Source organism: Pseudomonas sp. TS_SC_3 (assembly GCF_056156225.1).
This window is the reverse complement of sequence record NZ_CM149586.1, coordinates 3,516,620-3,538,504: the sequence shown is the minus strand read 5'-3', so window position 1 is coordinate 3,538,504 and position 21,885 is coordinate 3,516,620. Positions and strand designations below refer to the sequence as shown.

General features: G+C 57.8%; 21 protein-coding genes. 13 read left to right on the top strand and 8 right to left on the bottom strand.

Features of this window, described 5'->3' with window-relative positions; genetic code table 11:
• Positions 1-155: 155 nt before the first annotated feature.
• Entirely contained in the window at positions 156-1,181 is a 1,026-nt protein-coding gene (locus tag AC0J6G_RS16630) for a LysM peptidoglycan-binding domain-containing protein (protein WP_475249595.1), read from the bottom strand.
• A 152-nt stretch (positions 1,182-1,333) separates the two neighbouring features.
• Between AC0J6G_RS16630 and def the strand changes: the two genes are divergently transcribed.
• Genes def through AC0J6G_RS16605 form a run of 5 tightly spaced genes read left to right on the top strand, consistent with a single transcriptional unit; the run spans position 1,334 to position 5,880 of the window.
• Complete coding sequence (gene def, locus AC0J6G_RS16625; RefSeq protein WP_475249593.1) at positions 1,334-1,840, top strand: peptide deformylase; 507 nt, start codon at positions 1,334-1,336, stop codon at positions 1,838-1,840.
• A gap of 58 nt (positions 1,841-1,898) precedes the next feature.
• Positions 1,899-2,840 (top strand): methionyl-tRNA formyltransferase, encoded by a 942-nt coding sequence (fmt, locus tag AC0J6G_RS16620; protein WP_475249591.1) that lies wholly within the window; start codon positions 1,899-1,901, stop codon positions 2,838-2,840.
• 13 nt (positions 2,841-2,853) lie between these two features.
• Positions 2,854-4,167 carry a 16S rRNA (cytosine(967)-C(5))-methyltransferase RsmB gene (gene rsmB / locus AC0J6G_RS16615; RefSeq protein WP_475249589.1) on the top strand — a complete coding sequence of 438 codons (1,314 nt, stop codon included), beginning with the start codon at positions 2,854-2,856 and terminating at the stop codon, positions 4,165-4,167.
• A gap of 12 nt (positions 4,168-4,179) precedes the next feature.
• Complete coding sequence (gene trkA / locus AC0J6G_RS16610) at positions 4,180-5,553, top strand: Trk system potassium transporter TrkA (protein WP_475249587.1); 1,374 nt, start codon at positions 4,180-4,182, stop codon at positions 5,551-5,553.
• Between the two features lie 9 nt (positions 5,554-5,562).
• The gene (locus AC0J6G_RS16605) at positions 5,563-5,880 is read left to right on the top strand and encodes a tetratricopeptide repeat protein (RefSeq protein ID WP_475249585.1); all 318 of its coding nucleotides are present in this window, start codon (positions 5,563-5,565) and stop codon (positions 5,878-5,880) included.
• Positions 5,881-5,894: 14 nt separating this feature from the next.
• Here the strand turns inward: AC0J6G_RS16605 and AC0J6G_RS16600 are convergent, their stop codons facing one another.
• The 3 genes from AC0J6G_RS16600 to AC0J6G_RS16590 all read right to left on the bottom strand — a co-directional run bounded on the left by AC0J6G_RS16600 (position 5,895) and on the right by AC0J6G_RS16590 (position 7,866).
• Positions 5,895-6,170: a PilZ domain-containing protein gene (locus AC0J6G_RS16600; RefSeq protein WP_475249583.1), complete on the bottom strand. Its 276-nt coding sequence runs from the start codon at positions 6,168-6,170 to the stop codon at positions 5,895-5,897.
• A 66-nt stretch (positions 6,171-6,236) separates the two neighbouring features.
• Entirely contained in the window at positions 6,237-7,124 is an 888-nt protein-coding gene (locus tag AC0J6G_RS16595; RefSeq protein WP_475249581.1) for a lysophospholipid acyltransferase, read from the bottom strand.
• 187 nt (positions 7,125-7,311) lie between these two features.
• Positions 7,312-7,866 carry a DNA-3-methyladenine glycosylase I gene (locus AC0J6G_RS16590; protein ID WP_475249579.1) on the bottom strand — a complete coding sequence of 185 codons (555 nt, stop codon included), beginning with the start codon at positions 7,864-7,866 and terminating at the stop codon, positions 7,312-7,314.
• 66 nt (positions 7,867-7,932) lie between these two features.
• Here AC0J6G_RS16590 and glyQ point away from each other — a divergent pair, with 66 nt between their 5' ends.
• The 4 genes from glyQ (at position 7,933) to AC0J6G_RS16570 (ending at position 12,360) form a co-directional block, all read left to right on the top strand.
• A complete protein-coding gene (gene glyQ, locus AC0J6G_RS16585) occupies positions 7,933-8,880 on the top strand; it encodes a glycine--tRNA ligase subunit alpha (RefSeq protein WP_090240920.1) in 948 nt (315 codons plus the stop codon).
• The gene (glyS, locus tag AC0J6G_RS16580; protein ID WP_475249576.1) at positions 8,877-10,931 is read left to right on the top strand and encodes a glycine--tRNA ligase subunit beta; all 2,055 of its coding nucleotides are present in this window, start codon (positions 8,877-8,879) and stop codon (positions 10,929-10,931) included. The genes glyQ and glyS overlap by 4 nt, the downstream gene beginning before the upstream one ends.
• A gap of 90 nt (positions 10,932-11,021) precedes the next feature.
• Positions 11,022-11,555, top strand: coding sequence for a D-glycero-beta-D-manno-heptose 1,7-bisphosphate 7-phosphatase (gmhB, locus tag AC0J6G_RS16575; RefSeq protein WP_475249574.1), 534 nt, complete (start codon positions 11,022-11,024; stop codon positions 11,553-11,555).
• Between the two features lie 31 nt (positions 11,556-11,586).
• Positions 11,587-12,360 carry a lysophospholipid acyltransferase family protein gene (locus AC0J6G_RS16570; protein WP_475249572.1) on the top strand — a complete coding sequence of 258 codons (774 nt, stop codon included), beginning with the start codon at positions 11,587-11,589 and terminating at the stop codon, positions 12,358-12,360.
• A gap of 287 nt (positions 12,361-12,647) precedes the next feature.
• On the opposite strand, the gene gyrB is transcribed toward AC0J6G_RS16570, so the two are convergent.
• The 4 genes from gyrB to dnaA are packed head-to-tail and all read right to left on the bottom strand — an operon-like array spanning position 12,648 to position 18,801.
• Positions 12,648-15,065, bottom strand: coding sequence for a DNA topoisomerase (ATP-hydrolyzing) subunit B (gyrB, locus tag AC0J6G_RS16565; RefSeq protein ID WP_475249570.1), 2,418 nt, complete (start codon positions 15,063-15,065; stop codon positions 12,648-12,650).
• A 4-nt stretch (positions 15,066-15,069) separates the two neighbouring features.
• Positions 15,070-16,173, bottom strand: a complete 1,104-nt coding sequence (gene recF, locus AC0J6G_RS16560) for a DNA replication/repair protein RecF (RefSeq protein WP_475249568.1) — start codon at positions 16,171-16,173, stop codon at positions 15,070-15,072.
• A gap of 7 nt (positions 16,174-16,180) precedes the next feature.
• A complete protein-coding gene (gene dnaN / locus AC0J6G_RS16555) occupies positions 16,181-17,284 on the bottom strand; it encodes a DNA polymerase III subunit beta (protein ID WP_475249566.1) in 1,104 nt (367 codons plus the stop codon).
• Positions 17,285-17,316: 32 nt separating this feature from the next.
• Entirely contained in the window at positions 17,317-18,801 is a 1,485-nt protein-coding gene (dnaA, locus tag AC0J6G_RS16550; RefSeq protein ID WP_475249564.1) for a chromosomal replication initiator protein DnaA, read from the bottom strand.
• Between the two features lie 522 nt (positions 18,802-19,323).
• Between dnaA and rpmH the strand changes: the two genes are divergently transcribed.
• The 4 genes from rpmH to yidC are packed head-to-tail and all read left to right on the top strand — an operon-like array spanning position 19,324 to position 21,860.
• Entirely contained in the window at positions 19,324-19,458 is a 135-nt protein-coding gene (rpmH, locus tag AC0J6G_RS16545) for a 50S ribosomal protein L34 (protein ID WP_090240950.1), read from the top strand.
• An 11-nt stretch (positions 19,459-19,469) separates the two neighbouring features.
• On the top strand, positions 19,470-19,874 hold the full coding sequence (gene rnpA, locus AC0J6G_RS16540; RefSeq protein WP_475249562.1) for a ribonuclease P protein component: 405 nt from the start codon (positions 19,470-19,472) through the stop codon (positions 19,872-19,874).
• Complete coding sequence (yidD, locus tag AC0J6G_RS16535) at positions 19,867-20,112, top strand: membrane protein insertion efficiency factor YidD (protein ID WP_475249560.1); 246 nt, start codon at positions 19,867-19,869, stop codon at positions 20,110-20,112. Before rnpA ends, yidD begins: the two co-directional genes overlap by 8 nt.
• Before the next feature lie 2 nt (positions 20,113-20,114).
• Positions 20,115-21,860, top strand: coding sequence for a membrane protein insertase YidC (gene yidC, locus AC0J6G_RS16530; RefSeq protein WP_475249558.1), 1,746 nt, complete (start codon positions 20,115-20,117; stop codon positions 21,858-21,860).
• The last annotated feature ends 25 nt before the right edge of the window (positions 21,861-21,885 follow it).

Here is a 21,885-nt window from a genome sequence, read left to right as displayed (position 1 = left end):
ATCCTTGATCGGTCGCGCCACATGGGCGGCAGGACATTCAGGCAGCGGTAAAACGTTGCCGAGAGCAATTACCAACGTTACAACACAGCGGCATACGAGTGGCGGCCAGGGATGGCACGCCACAAAAAGCCCCGCATTAGCGGGGCTTTTCAGGGTTATGGGTTACGCACTTTGTCCATCAGTTCGAGTGAGCGCGAAGCTCCCAGCACCAGGCCATAGCTGAGTTTGTCATAGGTGCGGAACACCATCAGCAACCCCGAGCGCTCGTCAGGGATCTTCACCGACTCGCCCGTTATGCGGTCACGCACCGTTTCGCCGGTTTTGTAAATTGCCAGCACGTTGCCTTCGCTCAGGCCGTCACGGGCACCTTTATTGATGGTGACCACGTCAAACTGGCCAATCTGAGTTACGCCACGCGGCACATCAAGGATCACCCCGTTGACCTCACCCGCCGGTTCACTCGGCATAAAGGATGAGTTGATCGCACGCTCTTCAGTGGGGAACAAACGGTCACCGAGACGTACTTCCTGAGTCGAGCGGCTCAGCAGCATGGTGCCAACATCGCCTTCCTCGGCCACGATCTCACCTGAGCCGATGTCATCAGCGTTAATCCCAAGGAACTCCTTGGTCTCAGGGTCGACGTAGGTTTTACCCTGACGAAAGATGCCGTAAGCCGGCGCTGACTCATCAAACACCCCACGGGCATACACACGATCACCGGCGCCACTGACAACACGTTCAGCATTGCCGGCAACAATATAGGGCGCCCCCTGGAACTGCTCGGGGGTATCAACGATGCGGTTGCTCAGCAGAAAGCTGTTAATGGCTTCTAGCGGAATGGCCGGGATGGCTTCAGCCATCGGCGTGCTGCGCACATGCGGTGACAGCTTGATGGTGCCGCGCGACTCGCCACGGTTAAGCATCAGGCGCGGCTGACCATCGACATAAACCAGGCTGAGTTGGTCGCCCGGGTAAATAAGATGGGGGTTTTCCACCTGCGGGTTGGCATGCCAGATTTCTGGCCACTTCCATGGCTGGCTAAGGAATTTTCCGGAAATATCCCAGAGGGTATCGCCCTTGACCACGGTATAACGGTCTGGGTGACCGTCCTTGAGTTGCACGGCGGCCTGGGCCAAGCCAGTTGCCGCAACCAGCAGCAAGGCGAGTAGTGATTTCCTCATGCGGTGAATCCCTTTATTATGTGCCTTCACGTGGAGCGCCCTAGCGCCGCGACGAAACCCAGTCGTGCTGCGGCGTGAAGCCGTTTTTCGATGCTGCTCATCATCTTAGCAGCGGATTTTGACTTTATTCCACAAGTGCATCACAAACGCATATGGCCATTCTGAATATCCTCGAATTTCCCGATCCGCGCCTGCGCACCATCGCCAAGCCGGTGGATAAAGTCGATGACGCCTTGCGTCAGCTGATCGATGACATGTTTGAAACCATGTATGACGCCCCAGGGATCGGCCTTGCGGCGACCCAGGTCAACGTACATAAACGCGTGGTGGTGATGGACCTGTCCGAGGACAAGTCCGACCCACGGGTGTTTATCAACCCCGAGTTCGAAGCACTGACCGACGAAGTGGATCAGTACCAGGAAGGTTGCCTGTCCGTGCCGGGTTTCTACGAAAACGTCGACCGCCCGCAAAAGGTCAAAATCAAGGCCCTGGACCGCGACGGCAAGCCCTATGAGCTGATCGCCGAAGGCCTGCTGGCCGTGTGTATCCAGCACGAATGCGACCACCTCAACGGCAAGTTGTTTGTCGACTACCTGTCTAATCTCAAACGCGACCGCATCAAGAAGAAGCTGGAAAAGCAACACCGCCAGCAGGCTTGAGCCACACCTTTCAAAGGCTTGCTACGGCAAGCCTTTTTCTTTCTAGCAGTGAGAACCCATGTCTGAGTCTTTGCGTATTGTCTTTGCCGGCACCCCGGAATTTGCCGCCGAACACCTCAAGGCCTTGCTCGACACGCCACACCAGATCATTGCCGTGTACAGCCAACCGGATCGTCCAGCCGGCCGTGGCCAGAAACTCACCCCCAGCCCGGTCAAGCAGCTCGCCGTGCAGCATGAAATTCCTGTGTACCAGCCGCAGACACTGCGCGATCCCGCGGCACAAGCCGAACTGGCCGCGCTCAAACCTGACCTGATGGTGGTGGTGGCGTACGGCTTGATCCTGCCGCAGGTGGTACTCGATATTCCGCGTTTGGGCTGTATCAACAGTCACGCCTCCTTGCTGCCGCGCTGGCGCGGTGCCGCACCGATTCAGCGCGCAGTGGAAGCGGGCGATGCTGAAAGCGGCGTGACCGTGATGCAGATGGAAGCTGGTCTGGATACCGGGCCGATGCTGCTCAAGGTCAGCACGCCTATTTCTGCCGAAGACACCGGCGGCAGCCTGCATGATCGCCTCGCCACACTCGGCCCGCAGGCGGTAATCAACGCGATTAGCGGCCTGGCCGACGGCACGCTCAAGGGTGAAGTACAGGACGACAGCCTGGCCACTTACGCCCACAAGCTGAACAAAGAGGAAGCGCGGATTGACTGGAACCGTCCAGCCCTTGAGCTGGAGCGCCTCGTGCGCGCGTTCCATCCCTGGCCCATCTGCCACAGCACGCTAAATGGTGAGGCACTTAAGGTGCACGGTGCTGAGCTGGGCGAAGGCAGTGGGGCCGCAGGGACCATCCTCGCTGCCGATAAAACCGGCCTGACCATGGCCTGCGGCGAAGGCGCGCTGCGCCTGACGCGCCTGCAGTTGCCCGGCGGCAAGGCGCTGAACTTCAGTGACCTTTACAACAGCCGCCGCGAGCAGTTCGCCCCCGGCCTGGTGCTGTCGTGATGAGGGCATGCCAATGAACCCGCGTCTCGCCGCCGCCCGCGCCCTGGCGGTCGTACTCAATGGCAAAGCCTCGCTGGGCAGTAGCCTGCCGCCGCTGCTGGATAAGGTCGAGCCGCGCGACCGAGGTTTGGCCCAGGACCTGGCTTTTGGTACGGCCCGCTGGCAACCGCGCCTGGCCTTGATCGCCGACAAACTGCTGCAAAAACCGTTCAAAGCCGTCGACCGTGATGTCGAGGCGTTGCTGCTGATCGGCCTGTATCAGCTGTTCTACACGCGCATTCCGGCGCACGCCGCCATCGGCGAGACGGTGGCCTGCGTCGACAAGCTGAAGAAGCCTTCGCTCAAGGGCCTGCTCAATGCCGTACTGCGCAATGCCCAGCGTGAACATGAGACGCTGCTGGCTGAGCTGGATCGTGACCCGGTGCTGCACACCGCTCATCCACGCTGGTTGCAGAAGGCGCTGAAAGCCCAGTGGCCAGAACAGTGGGAAGCCATCTGCGCGGCCAACAACGCCCACCCGCCGCTGATTCTGCGGGTCAACCGCCGCCTCGGCAGCCGTGATGACTACCTGGCCGAGCTGCGCCGCGTGGGCTTTGAGGCAGAGCCAAGCACCTTTAGCCGTGACGGTATCCGCCTGCTGCAGGCCTGTGATGTCACCACCCTGCCGGGCTTTGCCGAAGGCCGCGTTAGCGTGCAGGACGAAGCGGCGCAGCTGGCGGCAGAACTGCTTGATCTGGCCCCCGGCCAACGGGTGCTGGACGCCTGCGCCGCGCCCGGCGGCAAGACCTGTCACCTGCTCGAAGCCGAGCCCGCACTGGGCGGCGTGGTGGCGGTGGATCTGGAAGAAAAACGCCTGGTGCGCGTACGCGAAAACCTCAAGCGCCTGGGCCTGACTGCCGAGCTAATCGCCGCCGATGGTCGTGACCTGGCCGCCTGGTGGGACGGCAAACCGTTCCAGCGCATCCTGCTCGACGCCCCCTGCTCAGCCACCGGGGTAATTCGCCGTCACCCGGATATCAAACTGACCCGTCAGGCCGATGACATTCCCGCACTGGCCAAGCTGCAGGGCGAACTGCTGGATAGCCTGTGGCAAACCCTGGAAGTCGGCGGCATCCTGCTCTACGCCACCTGCTCGGTGATGCCGGCGGAGAACAGCGAGAACATCGCCGCCTTCCTCGCACGCACGCCGGGCGCCCGCGAGCTGGATATTGCCGGTGCGTTCGGCCATAAAACCGCTCACGGTCGCCAACTCTTCCCGCAAGTCGACGGCCACGACGGCTTTTACTATGCCAAGCTGATTAAAATCGCTGCCGCTCCGCGCGGCTGAGGAACAGACTGCATGAAGATCATCATTCTCGGTGCGGGCCAGGTTGGCGGCACGCTGGCGGAACACCTGGCCAGCGAAGCGAACGACATCACCGTGGTCGACACCGACGGCGAACGCCTGCGTGACCTCGGTGACCGCCTGGACATCCGCACCGTGCAAGGCCGCGGCTCATTCCCCACGGTGCTGCGTCAGGCCGGGGCGGACGATGCCGACATGCTGGTGGCGGTGACCAACAGCGATGAGATCAACATGATCGCTTGCCAGGTGGCCTACAGCCTGTTCCACACCCCGACCAAAATTGCCCGCGTGCGCGAGGCGGCTTACCTGACGCGTAGCGGTTTGTTCAGCAACGAGTCGATCCCGGTCGATGTGCTGATCAGCCCCGAACAGGTGGTCACCAACTACATCAAGCGCCTGATCGAATACCCCGGCGCCTTGCAGGTGATCGACTTCGCCGAAGGCAAAGCCCAGCTGGTGGCGGTTAAGGCCTACTACGGCGGCCCGCTGGTCGGCCAGCAGTTGCGCCAACTGCGCGAGCACATGCCGAATGTTGATACCCGCGTGGCAGCTATTTTCCGCCGTAACCGGGCAATCATGCCGCAGGGCGACACCATCATCGAAGCTGATGACGAAGTGTTTTTTATTGCTGCCAAGGCACACATCCGCGCGGTGATGAGCGAAATGCGCCGCATGGAAGACAGCTACAAGAAAATCGTCATTGCCGGCGGTGGGCATATTGGCGAGCGCTTGGCCGAAGCCATCGAAAGCCGTTACCAGGTGAAGATCATCGAGATGAACCCGGCACGCTGCCGCTACCTCTCAGAAACCCTAGACAGCACCATCGTGCTACAGGGCAGCGCCTCGGACCGCGACCTGCTGGTGGAAGAAAATATCAGCGACGCTGACCTGTTCCTGGCCCTGACCAATGATGATGAAGCCAACATCATGTCGTCCTTGTTGGCCAAGCGCCTGGGCGCGCGCAAAGTAATGACCATCATCAACAACCCGGCTTATGTGGATTTGGTCCAAGGCGGCGAAATCGACATCGCCATCAGCCCGCAGCTGGCCACTATCGGCACCCTGCTGACCCACGTGCGCCGTGGTGATATTGAAAGCGTGCACAGCTTGCGCCGCGGTGCTGCCGAAGCCATCGAGATGATTGCTCACGGTGATGCCAAATCGAGCAAGGTGGTTGGCCGCGCGATCAAGGATATCGACCTGCCGCCTGGCACCACCATCGGTGCCATTATCCACAACGAAGAAGTCCTGATTGCGCATGACGCCACGGTCATTGAGTCCGGTGACCATGTGATTCTGTTTCTGGTCGACAAGAAGTACATCCGCGATGCCGAGCGCTTGTTCCAGGTTGGCCTGACCTTCTTCTAGGAGTCGCCCATGAGCACAGAAGCTCTGGAAAAAATGCTGGCCAAGGGCATGGACAATGCCCTGCTGCGCTTCGGCCTGGGCAAGGGCTATCTGGATGCGGCTGAGTTCGCCCGAGCAGCGCAGCACTTAGAGCATTGCGTGCGGTTCGACCCGCAGTATTCTGCAGCCTGGAAGCTGCTTGGCCAGGCGCTGAATAAGCAAGGGCTCAGCGATGAGGCGCGAGCAGCCTGGTTACAGGGCTTAGAGGTAGCAGAAGGGAAGGGTGACAAGCAGGCCGGCAAGGAGATCAGGGTGTTTCTCAAGCGCTTGGATAAACCGGCGCGATAACACCATAACGCCGTCTACTCAGACTCGGCCTGCATAAACCGCAGGCCGACGCCCAGCGCCTCAACACGCACCACTTCCAGCATCAAAATCGGCGCTTCCATCGGCAGACCCTGAACTTGTCCCTGCACGTGTTCGCCCATGGTCAGCATGTTTTGCGCTTGGTCCATCAGCACATACACGCCGCATTCAGAAATATCCCGGGTGGTAACGAGCATCTCACCGTGCACTGGGTGGTCGATACGCAGGCGCACCTTAAGCGGGGTGCGCACATTCTTTCGGCTATTACTCATACGGCGTCCATTTAGGTGAGTGTCAGCAGCCTAGTCGAGAGCGCACCTAGCCCGCAAGGGCTGGCGTCAGTACCACTTAGCCTCACCGGCAGGGCGCTTCTTGAAGCGCTTCATGCTCCACATGTACTGGCTTGGGTAGGTGCGTACATAACGCTCAATAACCTTGCTCATTGCCGCAACCGCCGTTGCCGTATCGGTGCTGTACATCTCCTCGGGTGCCGCCTCAAGAATCACCTTGAAGCCCGAGCCGTCCGGCAGGCGCAGGGCATGCAAAAACACCCCGCGCGCCTTGCCGCCGCTCAACATGCCGGCAACAAACTTACTGGTCAGTGCCTCGGTCCCTAAGAAAGGCACAAAGACCCCGGAGGATAGGCTTGGCTCAGGGTCAGCCGGAATACCCACCGCACCGCCTTTACGCACCTCCTTGATCACGCTGAGGATGCCTTCCTTGGTCGATGGTGCAACCCGATTACCCATTTGTACGCGTTGTTCGCGCAGCAGATCATCCACCGCCTTGAGCTTGGGCGGCCGGAAGAAAATGATTGGTTTGCACTGCGCACAGTAGAAGTGGTTCAGCACTTCCCAGTTACCCAAATGGCTGGTGATGCCGACCACGCCTTTGCCGCTGGCCAGGGCGTCCTTGAGCACATCCAGGCCTTCGACTTCGCGCACCAAGTTGATGGATTTCTGCGCGGGCCAGATCCAGGCACAGGCGCTTTCGGTCAAGGTTCTGCCGATATCCATCAGTGATTGCCGCAGCAAGCGTTGGTGCGCGGCTTCATCCAGTTCGGGAAAGCACTTGCGCAGGTTGATGCTGGCCACGTTGCGTGAGCCGTTCGGCAGCTTCCACATCAACCAGCCAATGGCTGCGCCCACCGCCTGTACCGCCCGCCAAGGTAGCAGGGCGAACAACCGCAAGAAGCCCACCACTAAGGCACCTTTGAGCTTTTCCACAGGCAACTCCTGAAAACAAAGAGGCGACTATTGTAGCCTCCTCGGCGCAGTCAGGGTTCGCTGATGCCCACAAGCCTCTCAGCCGTCAAACCGATCAAGGCCTGAGCCGCTGCAAAGAAGCGGCAGCAGACCGGCGGCATTAAACACACCAAGTAGTGGCCTGCACTGTGGATAAGTTTCACTCACACTACCCGCTCAGCGCGTTATAGCGCTCGCAGTCGCTGGTGTGGTCCATAACCATGCCGCTGGCCTGCATATAGGCATAACAGATGGTCGGGCCGACAAAGGTGAAGCCGGCCTTTTTCAGCGCCTTGCTCATCGCTTCGGCCTCCGCCGTAACCGCTGGCACCTGACTACGCTCGCTGAAATGATTGATCTTCGGTACGCCGCCCACAAACGACCAAAGCAGCGCTACCGGGTCTTCCAGTTTTAGCCAGGCTTGAGCGTTTTGCCGCACAGCTTTTAGCTTGAGGCGGTTGCGGATAATCCCGGCATCCTGCATCAGGGTGCCTTCGATGTAGTCGTCGGTAAGCGCCGCCAAACGTTGTGCATCAAAACCGAACAGCACCTCACGGTAGCGTTGCCGCTTTTTCAGCACGGTGATCCACGACAGCCCTGCCTGAAATCCCTCCAGCAACAACAACTCGAATAGCGCCTGAGCGTCGCGTTGCGGCACGCCCCATTCATGATCGTGGTAAGCGATATACAACGGATCGTCGGTGCACCAGAAGCAGCGTGGCATGCGGGTTTCCCTGAGCTTCGGTATACTCGCGGACTTTCTGAAGCCGCCAAAGTACGGGTGAAATTTGTGAGCCAGACTACGCCTGCCGTGCGCACCTTCCAAGATTTGATCCTCGCCCTGCAACAGTATTGGGCCGAGCAGGGCTGCGTAGTCATGCAGCCCTACGATATGGAAATGGGCGCAGGCACTTTCCACACCGCCACCTTCCTCCGCGCTATAGGCCCTGAGACTTGGAACGCCGCCTATGTGCAGCCTTCCCGTCGACCGGCTGATGGTCGCTACGGTGAAAACCCTAACCGTCTGCAGCATTACTATCAGTTTCAAGTGGTGCTCAAGCCCAACCCGGAGAACTTTCAGGAGCTGTACTTGGGCTCGTTGAAAGCCATCGGCATCGACCCGCTGGTGCACGATATTCGCTTTGTCGAAGACAACTGGGAATCGCCGACGCTCGGCGCCTGGGGGCTGGGTTGGGAAATCTGGCTGAACGGCATGGAAGTCACCCAGTTCACCTACTTCCAGCAAGTGGGCGGCATCGAGTGCTACCCGGTAACCGGCGAAATCACCTACGGCCTGGAACGTTTGGCCATGTACATCCAGGGTGTCGACTCGGTCTACGACCTGGTGTGGACCGACGGCCAGTTCGGCAAAGTCACCTACGGCGACGTGTTCCATCAGAACGAAGTGGAGCAATCGACCTACAACTTCGAACACGCCAACGTCGAAAAACTGTTCGAGCTGTTCGACTTCTACGAGTCAGAAGCCAACCGCCTGATCGAGCTGGAGTTGCCACTGCCGACCTACGAGATGGTGCTCAAGGCCTCGCACACCTTCAACCTGCTGGATGCACGCCGGGCTATTTCGGTGACCGCCCGTCAGCAGTACATCCTGCGCGTACGCGCCCTGGCCCGTTCGGTGGCGCAGAGCTACCTGCAAGCGCGGCGCAAGCTGGGCTTCCCGCTCGCCGCCCCCGACCTGCGTGACGAAGTATTGGCCAAGCTGGAGGCAGCAGAATGAGTACCCGTGATTTCCTGGTAGAACTGGGCACCGAAGAGCTGCCACCCAAAGCCCTGAAAACCCTTGGCGAAGCCTTCCTGGCGGGTATTGAAAAAGGCCTGAAAAGTGCGGGCCTGTCTTACCGCGCCAGTCGCTTTTACGCGGCGCCGCGTCGTTTGGCCGTGCTGATTGAACAGCTTGAAGAACAGCAGGCTGATCGCACCCAGAACATTGATGGCCCGCCCGTACAAGCGGCGTTCGACAAGGACGGCAACCCGACTCAAGCCGCGCTGGGCTTCGCCAAGAAGTGTGGCGTTGAGTTGAGCCAGATCGACCAGAGCGGCCCCAAGCTGAAATTCAGCCAGAGCATTCCGGGCCAGGCTGCGGCTGGCCTGTTGCCGGCTATCGTAGAAACCTCGCTGAACGAACTGCCGATCCCCAAGCGCATGCGCTGGGGTGCACGCAAAACCGAATTCGTTCGCCCGAGCCAATGGCTGGTGATGCTGTTTGGTGACGAAGTGATCGACTGCGAAATCCTCGCCCAGCAGGCCGGTCGCGTGTCCCGTGGCCACCGCTTCCATGCCAACCATGAAGTGCGCATCACCGCGCCGGCCAACTACGCCGAAGACCTGCGCAGCGCTTATGTGATTGCCGACTTCGCCGAGCGCCGCGCACAGATCGCTGCCCGTGTTGACCAACTCGCCGCCGAACAGCAGGGCAGCGCTATCGTACCGCCGGCGCTGCTGGATGAAGTCAGCGCCTTGGTTGAATGGCCAGTGCCGCTGGTGTGTTCCTTTGAGGAGCGTTTCCTTGAAGTACCGCAAGAAGCACTGATCACCACCATGCAGGACAACCAGAAGTACTTCTGCCTGCTCGATGGCAATGGCAAGTTGCTGCCGCGCTTTATCACTGTGGCCAACATTGAGAGCAAGGACCCGGCGCAGATCATCGCCGGCAACGAGAAAGTGGTGCGTCCGCGTCTGACCGACGCCGAGTTCTTCTTCAAGCAGGACAAAAAGCAGAAGCTTGAAAGCTTCAACCAGCGTTTGGCCAATGTGGTGTTCCAGGCCCAACTCGGTTCGGTGTTTGATAAAGCTCAGCGCGTCTCCGCCCTGGCTGGTTTTATCGCCCAACGCATCGGTGGCAATGCCACCCGCGCAGAGCGGGCAGGCCTGCTGTGCAAATGCGACCTGGCCAGCGAGATGGTCGGTGAGTTCCCGGAAATGCAAGGCATCGCCGGTTACTACTACGCCAAGCACGACGGCGAAGCTGAAGACATCGCCCTTGCGCTGAACGAGCAGTACATGCCGCGCGGCGCTGGCGCCGAGCTGCCAAGCACCCTGACCGGTGCCGCCGTGGCCCTGGCTGACAAGTTGGATACGCTGGTCGGCATCTTCGGTATCGGCATGCTGCCCACCGGCAGCAAAGACCCCTACGCCCTGCGTCGTGCCGCCCTCGGCGTGCTGCGCATTCTGATCGAGAAGCAGCTGGACCTGGATCTGGTTGAAGCCGTCGGCTTTGCCATCGGCCAGTTCGGCGACAAGATCAAGGCCGACGGCCTGGCTCCGCAGGTGCAGGACTTTATCTTCGACCGCCTACGCGCGCGTTATGAAGACGAAGGCATTGAAGTGGCCGTCTACCAGGCCGTGCGTGCCGTCAGCCCGACCTCGCCGCTGGATTTTGACCAGCGTGTGCAAGCCGTACAGGTCTTCCGTGCACTGCCACAGGCAGCAGCGCTGGCAGCAGCGAACAAGCGTGTATCCAACCTGCTGAGCAAAGCCGAAGGGCAGGTCGCAGCCAATGTCGAAGCGCATCACTTCGACAGCCCTAGCGAGTTCGCCCTCAACGCTGCCATCCAGCAGGCCGAGCACGCGGTACAGCCGCTCGCTCAGTCACGCCAATACAGCATGGCCTTAGCGCAGCTGGCGAACCTTCGTGAGCCCGTAGATGCTTTCTTTGAGGCTGTGCTGGTTAACGCTGAAGATGCCAACGTGCGCGCCAATCGCTACGCCTTGCTGGCCAAGCTGCGTGGTTTGTTCCTCGGCGTGGCGGATATCTCGGTACTCGGCTAAAGCCTGCCGCGAGCCTGATGGGCTGCGCACAGCCCATCATTACCTTTACCGACTGGCGGCTATCACCGCCAGCCGGTTACGGATTAACGCATGAAACTGCTGATTCTCGACCGCGACGGTGTCATCAATTACGACTCCGACGCCTACATCAAAAACCTCAATGAATGGATTCCGTTACCCGGCGCCATTGAGGCCATTGCACGCCTGTCGCAAGCCGGCTGGACGGTCGCCGTCGCCACCAACCAATCCGGGGTTGCTCGCGGTTATTACGACCTGACCATGCTGGAAGCCATGCACGCGCGACTGCGCCAACTGGTGGCGCAGCAGGGCGGTGAGCTGGGCCTAATTGTGCACTGCATCCACAGCCCGGATGAAGGCTGCAGCTGCCGCAAACCGAAACCTGGGATGCTCCAGCAGATTGCTGCCTACTATGGCGTTTCACTGAACGGTATCTGGTTTGTCGGTGACAGCATCGGTGACCTGACGGCGGCGCAAACCGTCGACTGTCAGCCTGTTTTAGTAAAAACCGGCAAGGGTGAGCGTACCCTGGCGCAAGGATTACCAGCGGGCACCCTGATATTCGATGATCTGGCGGCGGTTGCCGATCAGCTTCTCCACCTATAGAGCAGGCCCTGCCTGCGACGGTAAAGCTCTTATGTCGACAGTGCAGACTTTCAGAACCTTCCTCTTCTATCTGCTGCTGGCTTCCAGCGCCTTTCTCTGGTGTACCCTCAGCGTCTTCGTCGCTCCCTTTCTGCCGTTTCGCGCGCGCTACCGCTTCGTTGTGCAGAACTGGTGTCGCTGCGCCACCTGGCTGGCCAAAACAGTGGTCGGCATCAATTACGAGATCAAGGGCCTGGAAAATATCCCCGAGCAGCCCTGTGTGATTCTCGCCAAACACCAAAGCACCTGGGAAACCTTCTTCCTCTGCGGCTACTTCGAACCGCTAAGCCAGGTGGTCAAGCGCGAGCTGCTGTACGTACCGTTCTTCGGCTGGGCGATGGCCATGCTCAAGCCCATCGCGATTGACCGCAGCAACCCGAAGGCAGCCCTCAAGCAGTTGGCAAAACTCGGCCACAAACGCTTAGGGCAGGGCGCCTGGGTGCTGGTATTCCCGGAAGGCACACGCATTCCACCAGGCCAGATCGGCAAGTTCAGCCGTGGCGGCGCATCCCTCGCGGTGAATGCCAATCTACCGGTGCTGCCAATTGCCCATAACGCTGGTGAGTTCTGGCCCAAGCAGGGCTGGCGCAAAACCCCAGGCACCGTCCAGGTAATTATCGGCCCCCCCATGTACGCCGAAGGCACAGGCCCACGCGCCATCGCCGAGCTCAACGAGCGCGCCTTTGCCTGGGTTTGCCAGGCGCAACGCGATATCGGCTCGCTGGATGTGCAGAGCCAACCGCTGGAAGCCCACGAACCGGCCTAGCGTAATTGTGGATAACCTGTGCACGAAATACCGGCCGAGTGCCACAAAGCTGTCCAAGGTAATGATCCATAACCCTTTTTCAAGAAGGACCAACTTACCCCATTTCGTGCATAAGTTTTTCTAGCCCCCTTCAAGCCGGCCTCTGCGCCGGCTTTTTTGTCGATTAAATCTGCCGGCATACATGTCACTGTGATGTTCCACGTGAAACAAAAAAGCCCCTGCTGACGTTAATCGGCAGGGGCTTTATGTGGATGCTAAGGGCGAATTAGCAGCCGTTCATTCAACCGTTAGAAGTCGAGGTTGGACACGGCCAGCGCGTTGGTCTCAATAAATTCTCTACGCGGTTCAACAGCATCACCCATTAGGGTGTTGAAGATTTGATCGGCCGCGATCGCGTCTTCGATACGCACCTTGAGCATGCGGCGTACTTCTGGGTCCATGGTGGTTTCCCAGAGTTGATCCGGGTTCATTTCACCGAGACCTTTATAGCGCTGAATGCTGTGGCGTTTAGTGCTTTCTGCCATCAGCCAGGCCAGTGCATCCTTGAAGGTGGTTACGGCCTTCTTACGCTCACCGCGCTGCACATAGGCACCGTCTTCCAATAGGCTGTTGAGCTGATCGCCAAGGGTGGTAACGGTCTTGTAATCGTTGCTGGCAAAGAAGTCGCGGTTGAAGATGATGTAACTGGAAACGCCATGGGAGACCAACTCAACCTGCGGCAACCAGACGTGGCGCTCCTGATCTTCATGCAGGCTGGTTTTGTAAACCAACCCCGACTTTTCCATGCCTTTCAGACGCGTATCAAGCAAGCCCAACCATTGCTCCATCGCGGCTTTATCGGCTAACTGCTCGGCTTCTACGCGCGGGATGTAAACGAAGTGCTCGGTAAGCTCCAACGGGTACAAACGCGATAAGCGGTTGAGGGTCTTCATTACCAGACGGTAATCGTTAACCAGGGTTTCTAGCGCAGCGCCAGAAAGGCCGGGCGCACTTTCGTTAACGTGCAGGCTGGCATCTTCAAGAGCCGACTGGGTCATGTATTCCTCCATGGCCTCATCGTCTTTGATGTACTGCTCTTGTTTACCCTTCTTCACTTTATACAGTGGCGGTTGGGCGATATAGATGTAGCCGCGCTCAACCAACTCTGGCAACTGACGGAAGAAGAAGGTTAGCAACAGCGTACGGATGTGCGAGCCGTCGACGTCGGCGTCGGTCATGATGATGATGTTGTGGTAGCGCAGCTTATCGATGTTGTATTCATCGCGGCCAATACCACAACCCAGGGCCGTGATCAGGGTGCCGACTTCCTGGGAGGAAATCATCTTGTCGAAGCGGGCTTTCTCGACGTTGAGGATCTTGCCCTTAAGCGGCAGGATCGCCTGGGTCTTGCGGTTACGGCCCTGTTTGGCAGAGCCGCCCGCGGAGTCCCCTTCCACGATATAGAGTTCGGAAAGGGCAGGGTCTTTCTCTTGGCAGTCAGCCAACTTGCCTGGCAAACCGGCGATGTCTAGAGCGCCCTTACGACGAGTCATCTCGCGCGCTTTACGTGCGGCTTCACGGGCACGCGCGGCATCAATCATCTTGCCGACGACGAGCTTGGCTTCGTTGGGATTTTCCAACAGGAAGTCGGAGAAGTACTTACCCATTTCCTGCTCAACTGCCGTTTTCACTTCGCTGGAAACCAGCTTGTCTTTAGTCTGCGAGCTGAATTTAGGGTCCGGTACTTTTACCGAAATAATAGCGGTTAAGCCTTCGCGAGCATCATCACCGGTGGTGGCAATCTTGTGCTTCTTGGCCAGGCCTTCCTGCTCAATATAGGTATTCAGGTTACGTGTCAGCGCAGAACGGAAACCCGCGAGGTGAGTGCCACCGTCGCGCTGAGGAATGTTGTTGGTGAAGCACAACAGGTTCTCGTTGAAGCTGTCATTCCACTGCAACGCAACTTCAACGCCGATGCCATCTTCACGCTGAACGGTGAAATGGAACACCTGATTGACGGCTGTCTTATTGAGGTTGAGGTACTCAACGAAGGCACGCAGCCCGCCTTCATATTTGAACAGCTCCTCTTTACCGCTGCGCTCATCCTTCAGAAGAATGCCCACACCGGAGTTGAGGAACGACAATTCGCGCAGGCGCTTGGCCAAAATATCCCAACTGAAATGGATATTGGCAAAGGTGTCTTCGGACGGCTTGAAGTGGATCTGCGTACCGGTGACATCGCTATCGCCCACTGCTGCGATCGGTGCTTGAGGCACGCCATGGATGTAAGTCTGCTCCCAGATCTTGCCGCTACGGCGGATGGTCAGGATCAGTTCCTTGGACAGGGCGTTAACCACGGAGACGCCCACGCCGTGCAGACCACCGGAAACCTTGTAGCTGTTGTCGTCAAACTTACCGCCTGCGTGCAGTACAGTCATGATCACTTCGGCCGCAGAGACGCCTTCTTCCTTGTGGATATCCACAGGAATACCACGCCCGTTATCGCGCACACTGATCGACTCATCCGGGTGGATGGTGATGGTGATCTCGCTGCAGTGCCCTGCCAACGCCTCGTCAATCGAGTTGTCGACCACCTCGAATACCATGTGATGCAGACCGCTGCCATCGTCGGTATCGCCGATGTACATACCAGGCCGCTTGCGTACGGCATCCAGGCCCTTAAGGACCTTAATGTTATTGGAGTCGTACGTTTGGTTTTCGCTCATGCCTTCACTCCCGGTGGTCGTGGGTCTGGGTAATGCCACCATGTTCCACGTGGAACATGGCAACTGGCGTATCCGTGCGCCAGCCTTCCCTCAACAATTCATGGTCTACACAGGTGATAAATACCTGGCAGTGCAAATCTTCTAACAACCGACACAATGCACGACGATGCTGTTCATCCAGCTCTGACGGCAAGTCATCCACCAGATAGATACATTGGCCGTGCTTGGCCTGATTAACTAAGTGGCCCTGAGCAATGCGCAGGGCACATACAACTAATTTCTGTTGGCCGCGTGAGAGTATCTCGGCAGCATTGTGCGCGCCCAAGCGAAGCCTTAAATCGGCGCGCTGCGGGCCAGCCTGGGTGTGACCCAATTGCTGATCGCGGAGTAGAGTAGAAGCAAGCACGGTATTGAGCTCACGTTCCTTATCCCACCCTCGATAGTAACTAAGGGTTAGACCTTGCAACTCAACCAGTTCATTCAGGGTACGCTCGAAAACCGGTTTCAGGGCCTGAATATAGGCACGCCGATAACCGTCAATTTCGTCGCTGGCCAGGCACAACTCTCGGTCCCAGGCCGCCTGCGAAGCGGCGTCAAGTGTACCATGCCGCAGCCATGAGTTCCGCTGACGCAGGGCCTTCTGCAGGCGCTGCCAGGCCGGCAGAAACCGAGGTTCCACGTGGAACACGCCCCAATCGAGAAACTGCCTACGAATCTTTGGCGCGCCTTCAAGGAGGCGGAAACTGTCTGGGTTGATCAGTTGCAAAGGTAGAGTTTCAGCCAGTTGCGCCGCACTGCGCGCATTCTGACCATCGATACGAATCTGAAACTCACCCTGACGGTCCCGCGAGATCCCCAGATTACTCTGCCGACCATCCGACATTTGCACCTGCCCGAAAATCGTACAGGCGAGTTGATCGTATTGAATAACCGGAAGCAGGCGAGTGCTGCGAAAGGAGCGAGCTAAACCCAATAGATGAATGGCTTCGAGCAGGCTGGTTTTGCCGCTGCCATTGTCACCGGAAAGAATATTGATACGCGGGGAGGGGGAGAGAGTCACCGGGTGCAGATTACGCACCGCGGTGACGGTCAAGCGAGTAAGGGACATTCAGCGATTACAGACGCATCGGCATGACGACATAAGAGGAATCGTCGTTGTCAGCTTCCTGCACCAGTGCACTGCTGTTGGCATCAGAAAGAATCAGACGCACTTGCTCGGTGGTCATCACGCTCAGTACATCGAGCAGATAGCTGACGTTAAAACCGATTTCCAGCGAGCTGCCGGTGTAGTCCACGGCAATCTCTTCTTCTGCTTCTTCCTGCTCGGGGTTGTTGGCCTGAATTTTCAGCAGACCGGACTCCAGTTGCAGGCGAATACCGCGGTACTTCTCGTTAGACAGAATCGCGGTGCGGCTGAACGCTTCACGCAGGCCCTGACGATCAGCCACCACCAACTTGTCACCACCGCGCGGCAATACACGCTCGTAATCCGGGAATTTGCCGTCGACCAGTTTCGAGGTGAAGGTGAACTCTCCAGTGGTGGCGCGGATATGGTGCTGACCGAGAACGATGCTGACGCTACCGTCCTGCTCGGTGAGCAAACGAGCCAGCTCGAGAATACCTTTGCGCGGCACGATGACCTGGTGGCGCTCAACCTGCTCGATCGCCGCTTCCATCGAACACATAGCCAGACGATGACCGTCGGTGGCAACCGCGCGAAGGATACCGGTCTGTACTTCCAGCAGCATACCGTTGAGGTAATAACGCACGTCCTGCTGCGCCATGGCAAAGCTGGTGCGTTCGATCAAGCGACGCAGCCTGCTTTGCACCAGGCTAAAGGTCAGCGAGCCTGGGCCTTCTTCCACAGTGGGGAAATCATTGGCGGGCAGGGTGGACAGACTGAAGCGGCTGCGGCCAGCTTTGACCAGCAGCTTCTGCTCATCGATACGGATATCGATTAAGGCGTCAGCCGGCAGGCTTTTGCAGATATCCATCAGCTTGCGCGCCGGTACAGTGATTTCACCGGGCTGCGCAGGTTCTTCGAGAGTAACGCGACCAACCAGTTCGACTTCAAGGTCGGTACCGGTCAGCGACAGCTGTTGGCCTTCGACCACCAGCAGCACGTTAGAAAGAACCGGCAAGGTCTGACGGCGTTCCACGACGCCGGCGACCAGTTGCAGAGGTTTCAACAAGGCTTCGCGTTGAATGGTGAAATGCATGGTCTAGTCCCTTGCCTAGTGGAGTTGCGTAGTTAGGTTGTCAGCGTACGCAGCAAATTTTTGTAGTCTTCACGGATATCCGCATCGGATTCCTTGAGTTCAGCAATCTTACGGCATGCATGCAATACCGTTGTGTGGTCGCGACCGCCGAAGGCATCCCCAATTTCCGGGAGGCTGTGGTTGGTCAGCTCTTTCGACAAAGCCATGGCCACCTGACGCGGTCGCGCAACCGAACGCGAGCGGCGTTTGGACAGCAGATCGGAGATCTTGATCTTGTAGTACTCGGCGACCGTACGCTGAATATTGTCGATGCTGACCAGCTTATCCTGCAGGGCCAGTAGGTCCTTGAGCGATTCGCGGATCAGCTCGATGGTAATGTCACGGCCCATGAAGTGCGAGTGAGCGATGACACGCTTCAACGCGCCCTCGAGCTCACGCACGTTAGAGCGGATGCGCTGAGCAATAAAGAAGGCAGCGTCATGCGGCAAGTCAACTTTGGCCTGATCGGCCTTCTTCATCAGAATCGCCACGCGGGTTTCCAGCTCAGGCGGCTCGACGGCTACCGTCAGGCCCCAGCCGAACCGTGACTTGAGACGTTCTTCAAGGCCTTCGATTTCTTTCGGGTAACGATCGCTGGTGAGAATCACCTGCTGGCCACCTTCAAGTAGGGCGTTGAAGGTGTGGAAGAACTCTTCCTGGGAACGCTCTTTCTTGGCGAAGAATTGAATGTCATCGATCAGCAGTGCATCCACCGAACGGTAGAAGCGCTTGAACTCGTTGATGGCGTTCAACTGCAAGGCCTTGACCATGTCCGCGACAAAGCGCTCGGAATGCAGGTACACCACCTTGGCATTCGGATTCTTCGCCAGTAGATGGTTACCCACCGCATGCATCAGGTGAGTCTTACCTAAGCCCACGCCGCCATAAAGGAACAGCGGGTTGTAACCGTGCTTGGGATTGTCTGCCACCTGCCAGGCCGCTGCGCGGGCCAGCTGGTTGGATTTACCCTCGACAAAGTTATCAAAGGTAAAGGTGCGGTTCAGGTAACTGGTGTGCTTAAGCCCACCCTCAACCTGCACAGAACGTTCAGTTCGCGCCGGCGCCTGCTGGCTGGCCGCGCCAGCCATGGGGTCAAAACTTGCGCGCGAAGGTTCAGCCTGCATGACACTGGCTGCGGCCGTTACCACGGAAGATGGTGGTGGCGCGTTAGGAGCAGCTGTCTGTGTACTAGCAGTCGGCGTATTAACCGAAGCGGCGCGGGGAGCGGAGCTACGCTTGCTACCTATTAATAAGGAAAGCGCTGGGGCTAAACCATTGGTCCGCTCGGCAAGTAACTCCAGCAAACGACTGAGGTACTTCTCATTCACCCAATCGAGCACAAAACGGTTTGGCGCATAAACGCGAAGCTCGTCGCCTTGGGCTTCGACCTGCAGTGGACGGATCCAGGTGTTGAATTGCTGAGCAGGCAACTCATCGCGCAAAAGCTCGACGCACTGCTGCCAAAGTTCCACAGACACGGATATCCCCTAAATCGAAAGGCGCAAGGCAAAAATCAGCCGCCATTGTAGCGGGCAGGGCTTGAGTTATCCACATGTAAGCGTGCTCATGCGCAAGGAAAATCAACCTGTTAGTCAGATCCGGCGCAGATGGGTATCGCTGAATAAAGGCTGTGGATAACAACACCCAAGCTAATGGGATAACACAGGTCAAAAACCGGTGGAAAACCCTGCTGTGGGTAAAACAGCATTTCATCCTCAGCTTATGCGCTGCTTCCGCACAGTTGCAGCACGCCTTCTCGACAGACTTACCCTTGGCTCAACACGCCTATTTTAATGGGCTATGACTACTTATCCACAGGTGAGTGTCTTGCTAATAGTTACTAACATTACAAAGAATCTTTAAATATTCTCTTCTTTATATTTCTTTATTCAGGAAAAGCCTGGTTGGAAATTGACCTAACCCTCGGGTTTCTCTAGAATCGCCGGTCTCTTAAAACGGGGGCCATTCCGGCCCGTAGTCGACCACCCAGGTACCGCATCATGAAACGTACTTTCCAACCCAGCACTATCAAACGCGCTCGCACTCACGGTTTCCGTGCCCGTATGGCCACCAAGAGCGGCCGTGCTGTTCTGCAGCGTCGCCGCGCGAAAGGCCGTAAGCGTCTCGCCGTTTAAATTTCGGTCTTGTGGTGAGTCGAGACTTCAGTCGGGAAAAGCGTCTGCTAACTCCCCGACAATTCAAGGCAGTCTTCGACTCCCCTAACGGCAAAGCTCCGGGCAAAAATGTCCTGCTGCTGGCGCGCAACAATGAGCTTGATCATCCCCGTCTGGGGTTAGTGATCGGCAAGAAGAGCGTCAAGCTCTCGGTTGAGCGCAATCGTCTGAAGCGCCAGATCCGCGAATCGTTTCGCCTAAACCAAGACAACTTGGTGGGTTGGGACATTGTGGTGGTGGCGCGTAAAGGCCTTGGTGATTTGGAAAATGCGGAATTGGCTCGCCAATTTGGCAAACTCTGGAAACGCCTCGAACGCAGTAAGCCAAGCCCGGAAGCCGTTGCAACACCCGGGGTGAACGACAGTCCCCATGCGTAAACTGGTTTTGCTTCCCATCCAGTTCTACCGCTATGCCATCAGCCCTTTGATGGCCAGCCACTGTCGCTTTTACCCGAGCTGTTCCTGCTACGCGCTTGAAGCCATTGAACATCATGGCGCCATGCGCGGTGGCTGGCTGACGTTACGTCGGTTGGGCCGCTGCCACCCGTGGAATCCCGGTGGCTACGACCCGGTTCCCCCCGCGAAAACCTCCCGTTCCTCTTCGATGGCCGAATAATCATGGATATTCAACGCTCGATCCTGATCGTCGCCCTGGCAATCGTGTCCTATATGATGGTTCTCCAGTGGAACCAGGACTACGGTCAAGCGCACCTGCCGACAGAAATTGCCGCGACTAACAGCACTGTACCCAGCCTGCCGGATACCGCTGCAGCTGCCCAAACTAGCAGCGACGATATTCCAAACGCGGCAGCGGCCGTCGAACCGAGTGCGATCAGTGCCGCCCCTGCGGCTGCCAATGATGAGCTGATTCGGGTGAAAACCGACGTGCTGGATCTGGCCATCGATCCGCGCGGCGGTGATGTGGTGCAACTGCGGTTACCACAATACCCCCGTCGCCAAGACCGTCCGGATGTTCCATTCCAGCTGTTCGACAACGGCGGTGAGCGAACTTACCTGGCGCAAAGCGGTTTAATCGGCAGCAATGCGCCGGACAAATCCAGCGGCCGTGCTCTGTGGAGCACTGCACAAAAAAGTTATGCACTGGCTGACGGCCAGGATCAGCTGCAGGTTGACCTCACCCTCAGCGAAAATGGTGTTAATTACATCAAGCGCTTCACGTTCAAGCGCGGCCTCAACGCGGAATGTTCGGCCAAAGAACAACAGCTGAAAAAACCGGGTTGTGTAGACCCGTCGTCCTATCAGGTTGCGGTTAGCTACCTGATCGACAACCAAAGTACTCAGGCTTGGAGCGGCAACATGTTTGCTCAGCTCAAGCGTGATGGCAGCGACGATCCGTCCTCCACAACCGCCACCGGCACTGCGACCTACCTCGGCGGTGCGCTGTGGACCCCGGAAGAACCGTACAAAAAAGTGTCGATGAAAGACATCGACAAACAAGCCTTCAAAGAAACCGTTCAAGGAGGCTGGGTTGCCTGGCTACAGCATTACTTCGTCACTGCCTGGATTCCAAGCAAAGACAGCACTAACCAAATACAGACCCGTAAAGACAGCCAGGGCAACTACATTGTCGGCTTTACCGGCCCGGCCATTCAGGTTGCTCCCGGCGCTCAGGCTGAAACCAGTGCAATTCTGTATGCCGGCCCGAAGCTACAAGGCCACCTGAAGACCCTGTCTCCTGGTCTTGAACTGACTGTCGATTACGGCATGTTGTGGTTCTTGGCGCAGCCGATTTTCTGGCTGCTGGAACATATCCACAGCCTGTTGGGTAACTGGGGCTGGTCGATCATCGTGCTGACGCTGATCATCAAGTTGATTTTCTTCCCACTGTCTGCGGCCAGCTACAAGTCCATGGCGCGCATGCGTGCTGTAGCGCCTAAGCTGGCAGCGCTGAAAGAGCAGTTTGGTGATGATCGGCAAAAAATGTCCCAAGCGATGATGGAGCTGTACAAAAAAGAGAAGATCAACCCACTGGGTGGTTGCTTGCCTATTTTGGTACAGATGCCGGTATTCCTGGCGCTCTACTGGACCTTGCTGGAGAGCGTAGAAATGCGCCAGGCACCTTGGTTGCTGTGGATAACTGACCTGGCAATCAAAGATCCTTACTTCATCCTGCCGATCATCATGGGCGCTACCATGTTTATCCAGCAGCAGCTCAACCCGACGCCGCCGGACCCGATGCAAGCCAAGGTACTGAAAATGATGCCGATCATTTTCACCTTCTTCTTCCTCTGGTTCCCGGCGGGTCTGGTGCTGTACTGGGTGGTCAACAACGTCTTGTCGATCGCACAGCAGTGGTACATTACCCGCAAGATCGAAGCCGCAACCAAGGCGGCAGACGCCTAGCTGTGATGGCTTCTAAGCTGTAACA

Bases quoted from the DNA above. Each gene is read 5' to 3' on its own strand.
- rsmB (WP_475249589.1), top strand. From the start codon at position 2,854: ATGAACCCGCGTCTCGCCGCCGCCCGCGCCCTGGCGGTCGTACTCAAT.
- rpmH (WP_090240950.1), top strand. From the start codon at position 19,324: ATGAAACGTACTTTCCAACCCAGCACTATCAAACGCGCTCGCACTCAC.
- yidC (WP_475249558.1), top strand. From the start codon at position 20,115: ATGGATATTCAACGCTCGATCCTGATCGTCGCCCTGGCAATCGTGTCC.
- AC0J6G_RS16590 (WP_475249579.1), bottom strand. From the start codon at position 7,866: ATGCCACGCTGCTTCTGGTGCACCGACGATCCGTTGTATATCGCTTAC.
- gyrB (WP_475249570.1), bottom strand. From the start codon at position 15,065: ATGAGCGAAAACCAAACGTACGACTCCAATAACATTAAGGTCCTTAAG.
- AC0J6G_RS16600 (WP_475249583.1), bottom strand. From the start codon at position 6,170: ATGAGTAATAGCCGAAAGAATGTGCGCACCCCGCTTAAGGTGCGCCTG.
- AC0J6G_RS16630 (WP_475249595.1), bottom strand. From the start codon at position 1,181: ATGAGGAAATCACTACTCGCCTTGCTGCTGGTTGCGGCAACTGGCTTG.
- recF (WP_475249568.1), bottom strand. From the start codon at position 16,173: ATGTCCCTTACTCGCTTGACCGTCACCGCGGTGCGTAATCTGCACCCG.
- dnaN (WP_475249566.1), bottom strand. From the start codon at position 17,284: ATGCATTTCACCATTCAACGCGAAGCCTTGTTGAAACCTCTGCAACTG.
- yidD (WP_475249560.1), top strand. From the start codon at position 19,867: ATGCGTAAACTGGTTTTGCTTCCCATCCAGTTCTACCGCTATGCCATC.
- fmt (WP_475249591.1), top strand. From the start codon at position 1,899: ATGTCTGAGTCTTTGCGTATTGTCTTTGCCGGCACCCCGGAATTTGCC.
- glyS (WP_475249576.1), top strand. From the start codon at position 8,877: ATGAGTACCCGTGATTTCCTGGTAGAACTGGGCACCGAAGAGCTGCCA.
- trkA (WP_475249587.1), top strand. From the start codon at position 4,180: ATGAAGATCATCATTCTCGGTGCGGGCCAGGTTGGCGGCACGCTGGCG.
- gmhB (WP_475249574.1), top strand. From the start codon at position 11,022: ATGAAACTGCTGATTCTCGACCGCGACGGTGTCATCAATTACGACTCC.
- AC0J6G_RS16570 (WP_475249572.1), top strand. From the start codon at position 11,587: ATGTCGACAGTGCAGACTTTCAGAACCTTCCTCTTCTATCTGCTGCTG.
- def (WP_475249593.1), top strand. From the start codon at position 1,334: ATGGCCATTCTGAATATCCTCGAATTTCCCGATCCGCGCCTGCGCACC.
- AC0J6G_RS16605 (WP_475249585.1), top strand. From the start codon at position 5,563: ATGAGCACAGAAGCTCTGGAAAAAATGCTGGCCAAGGGCATGGACAAT.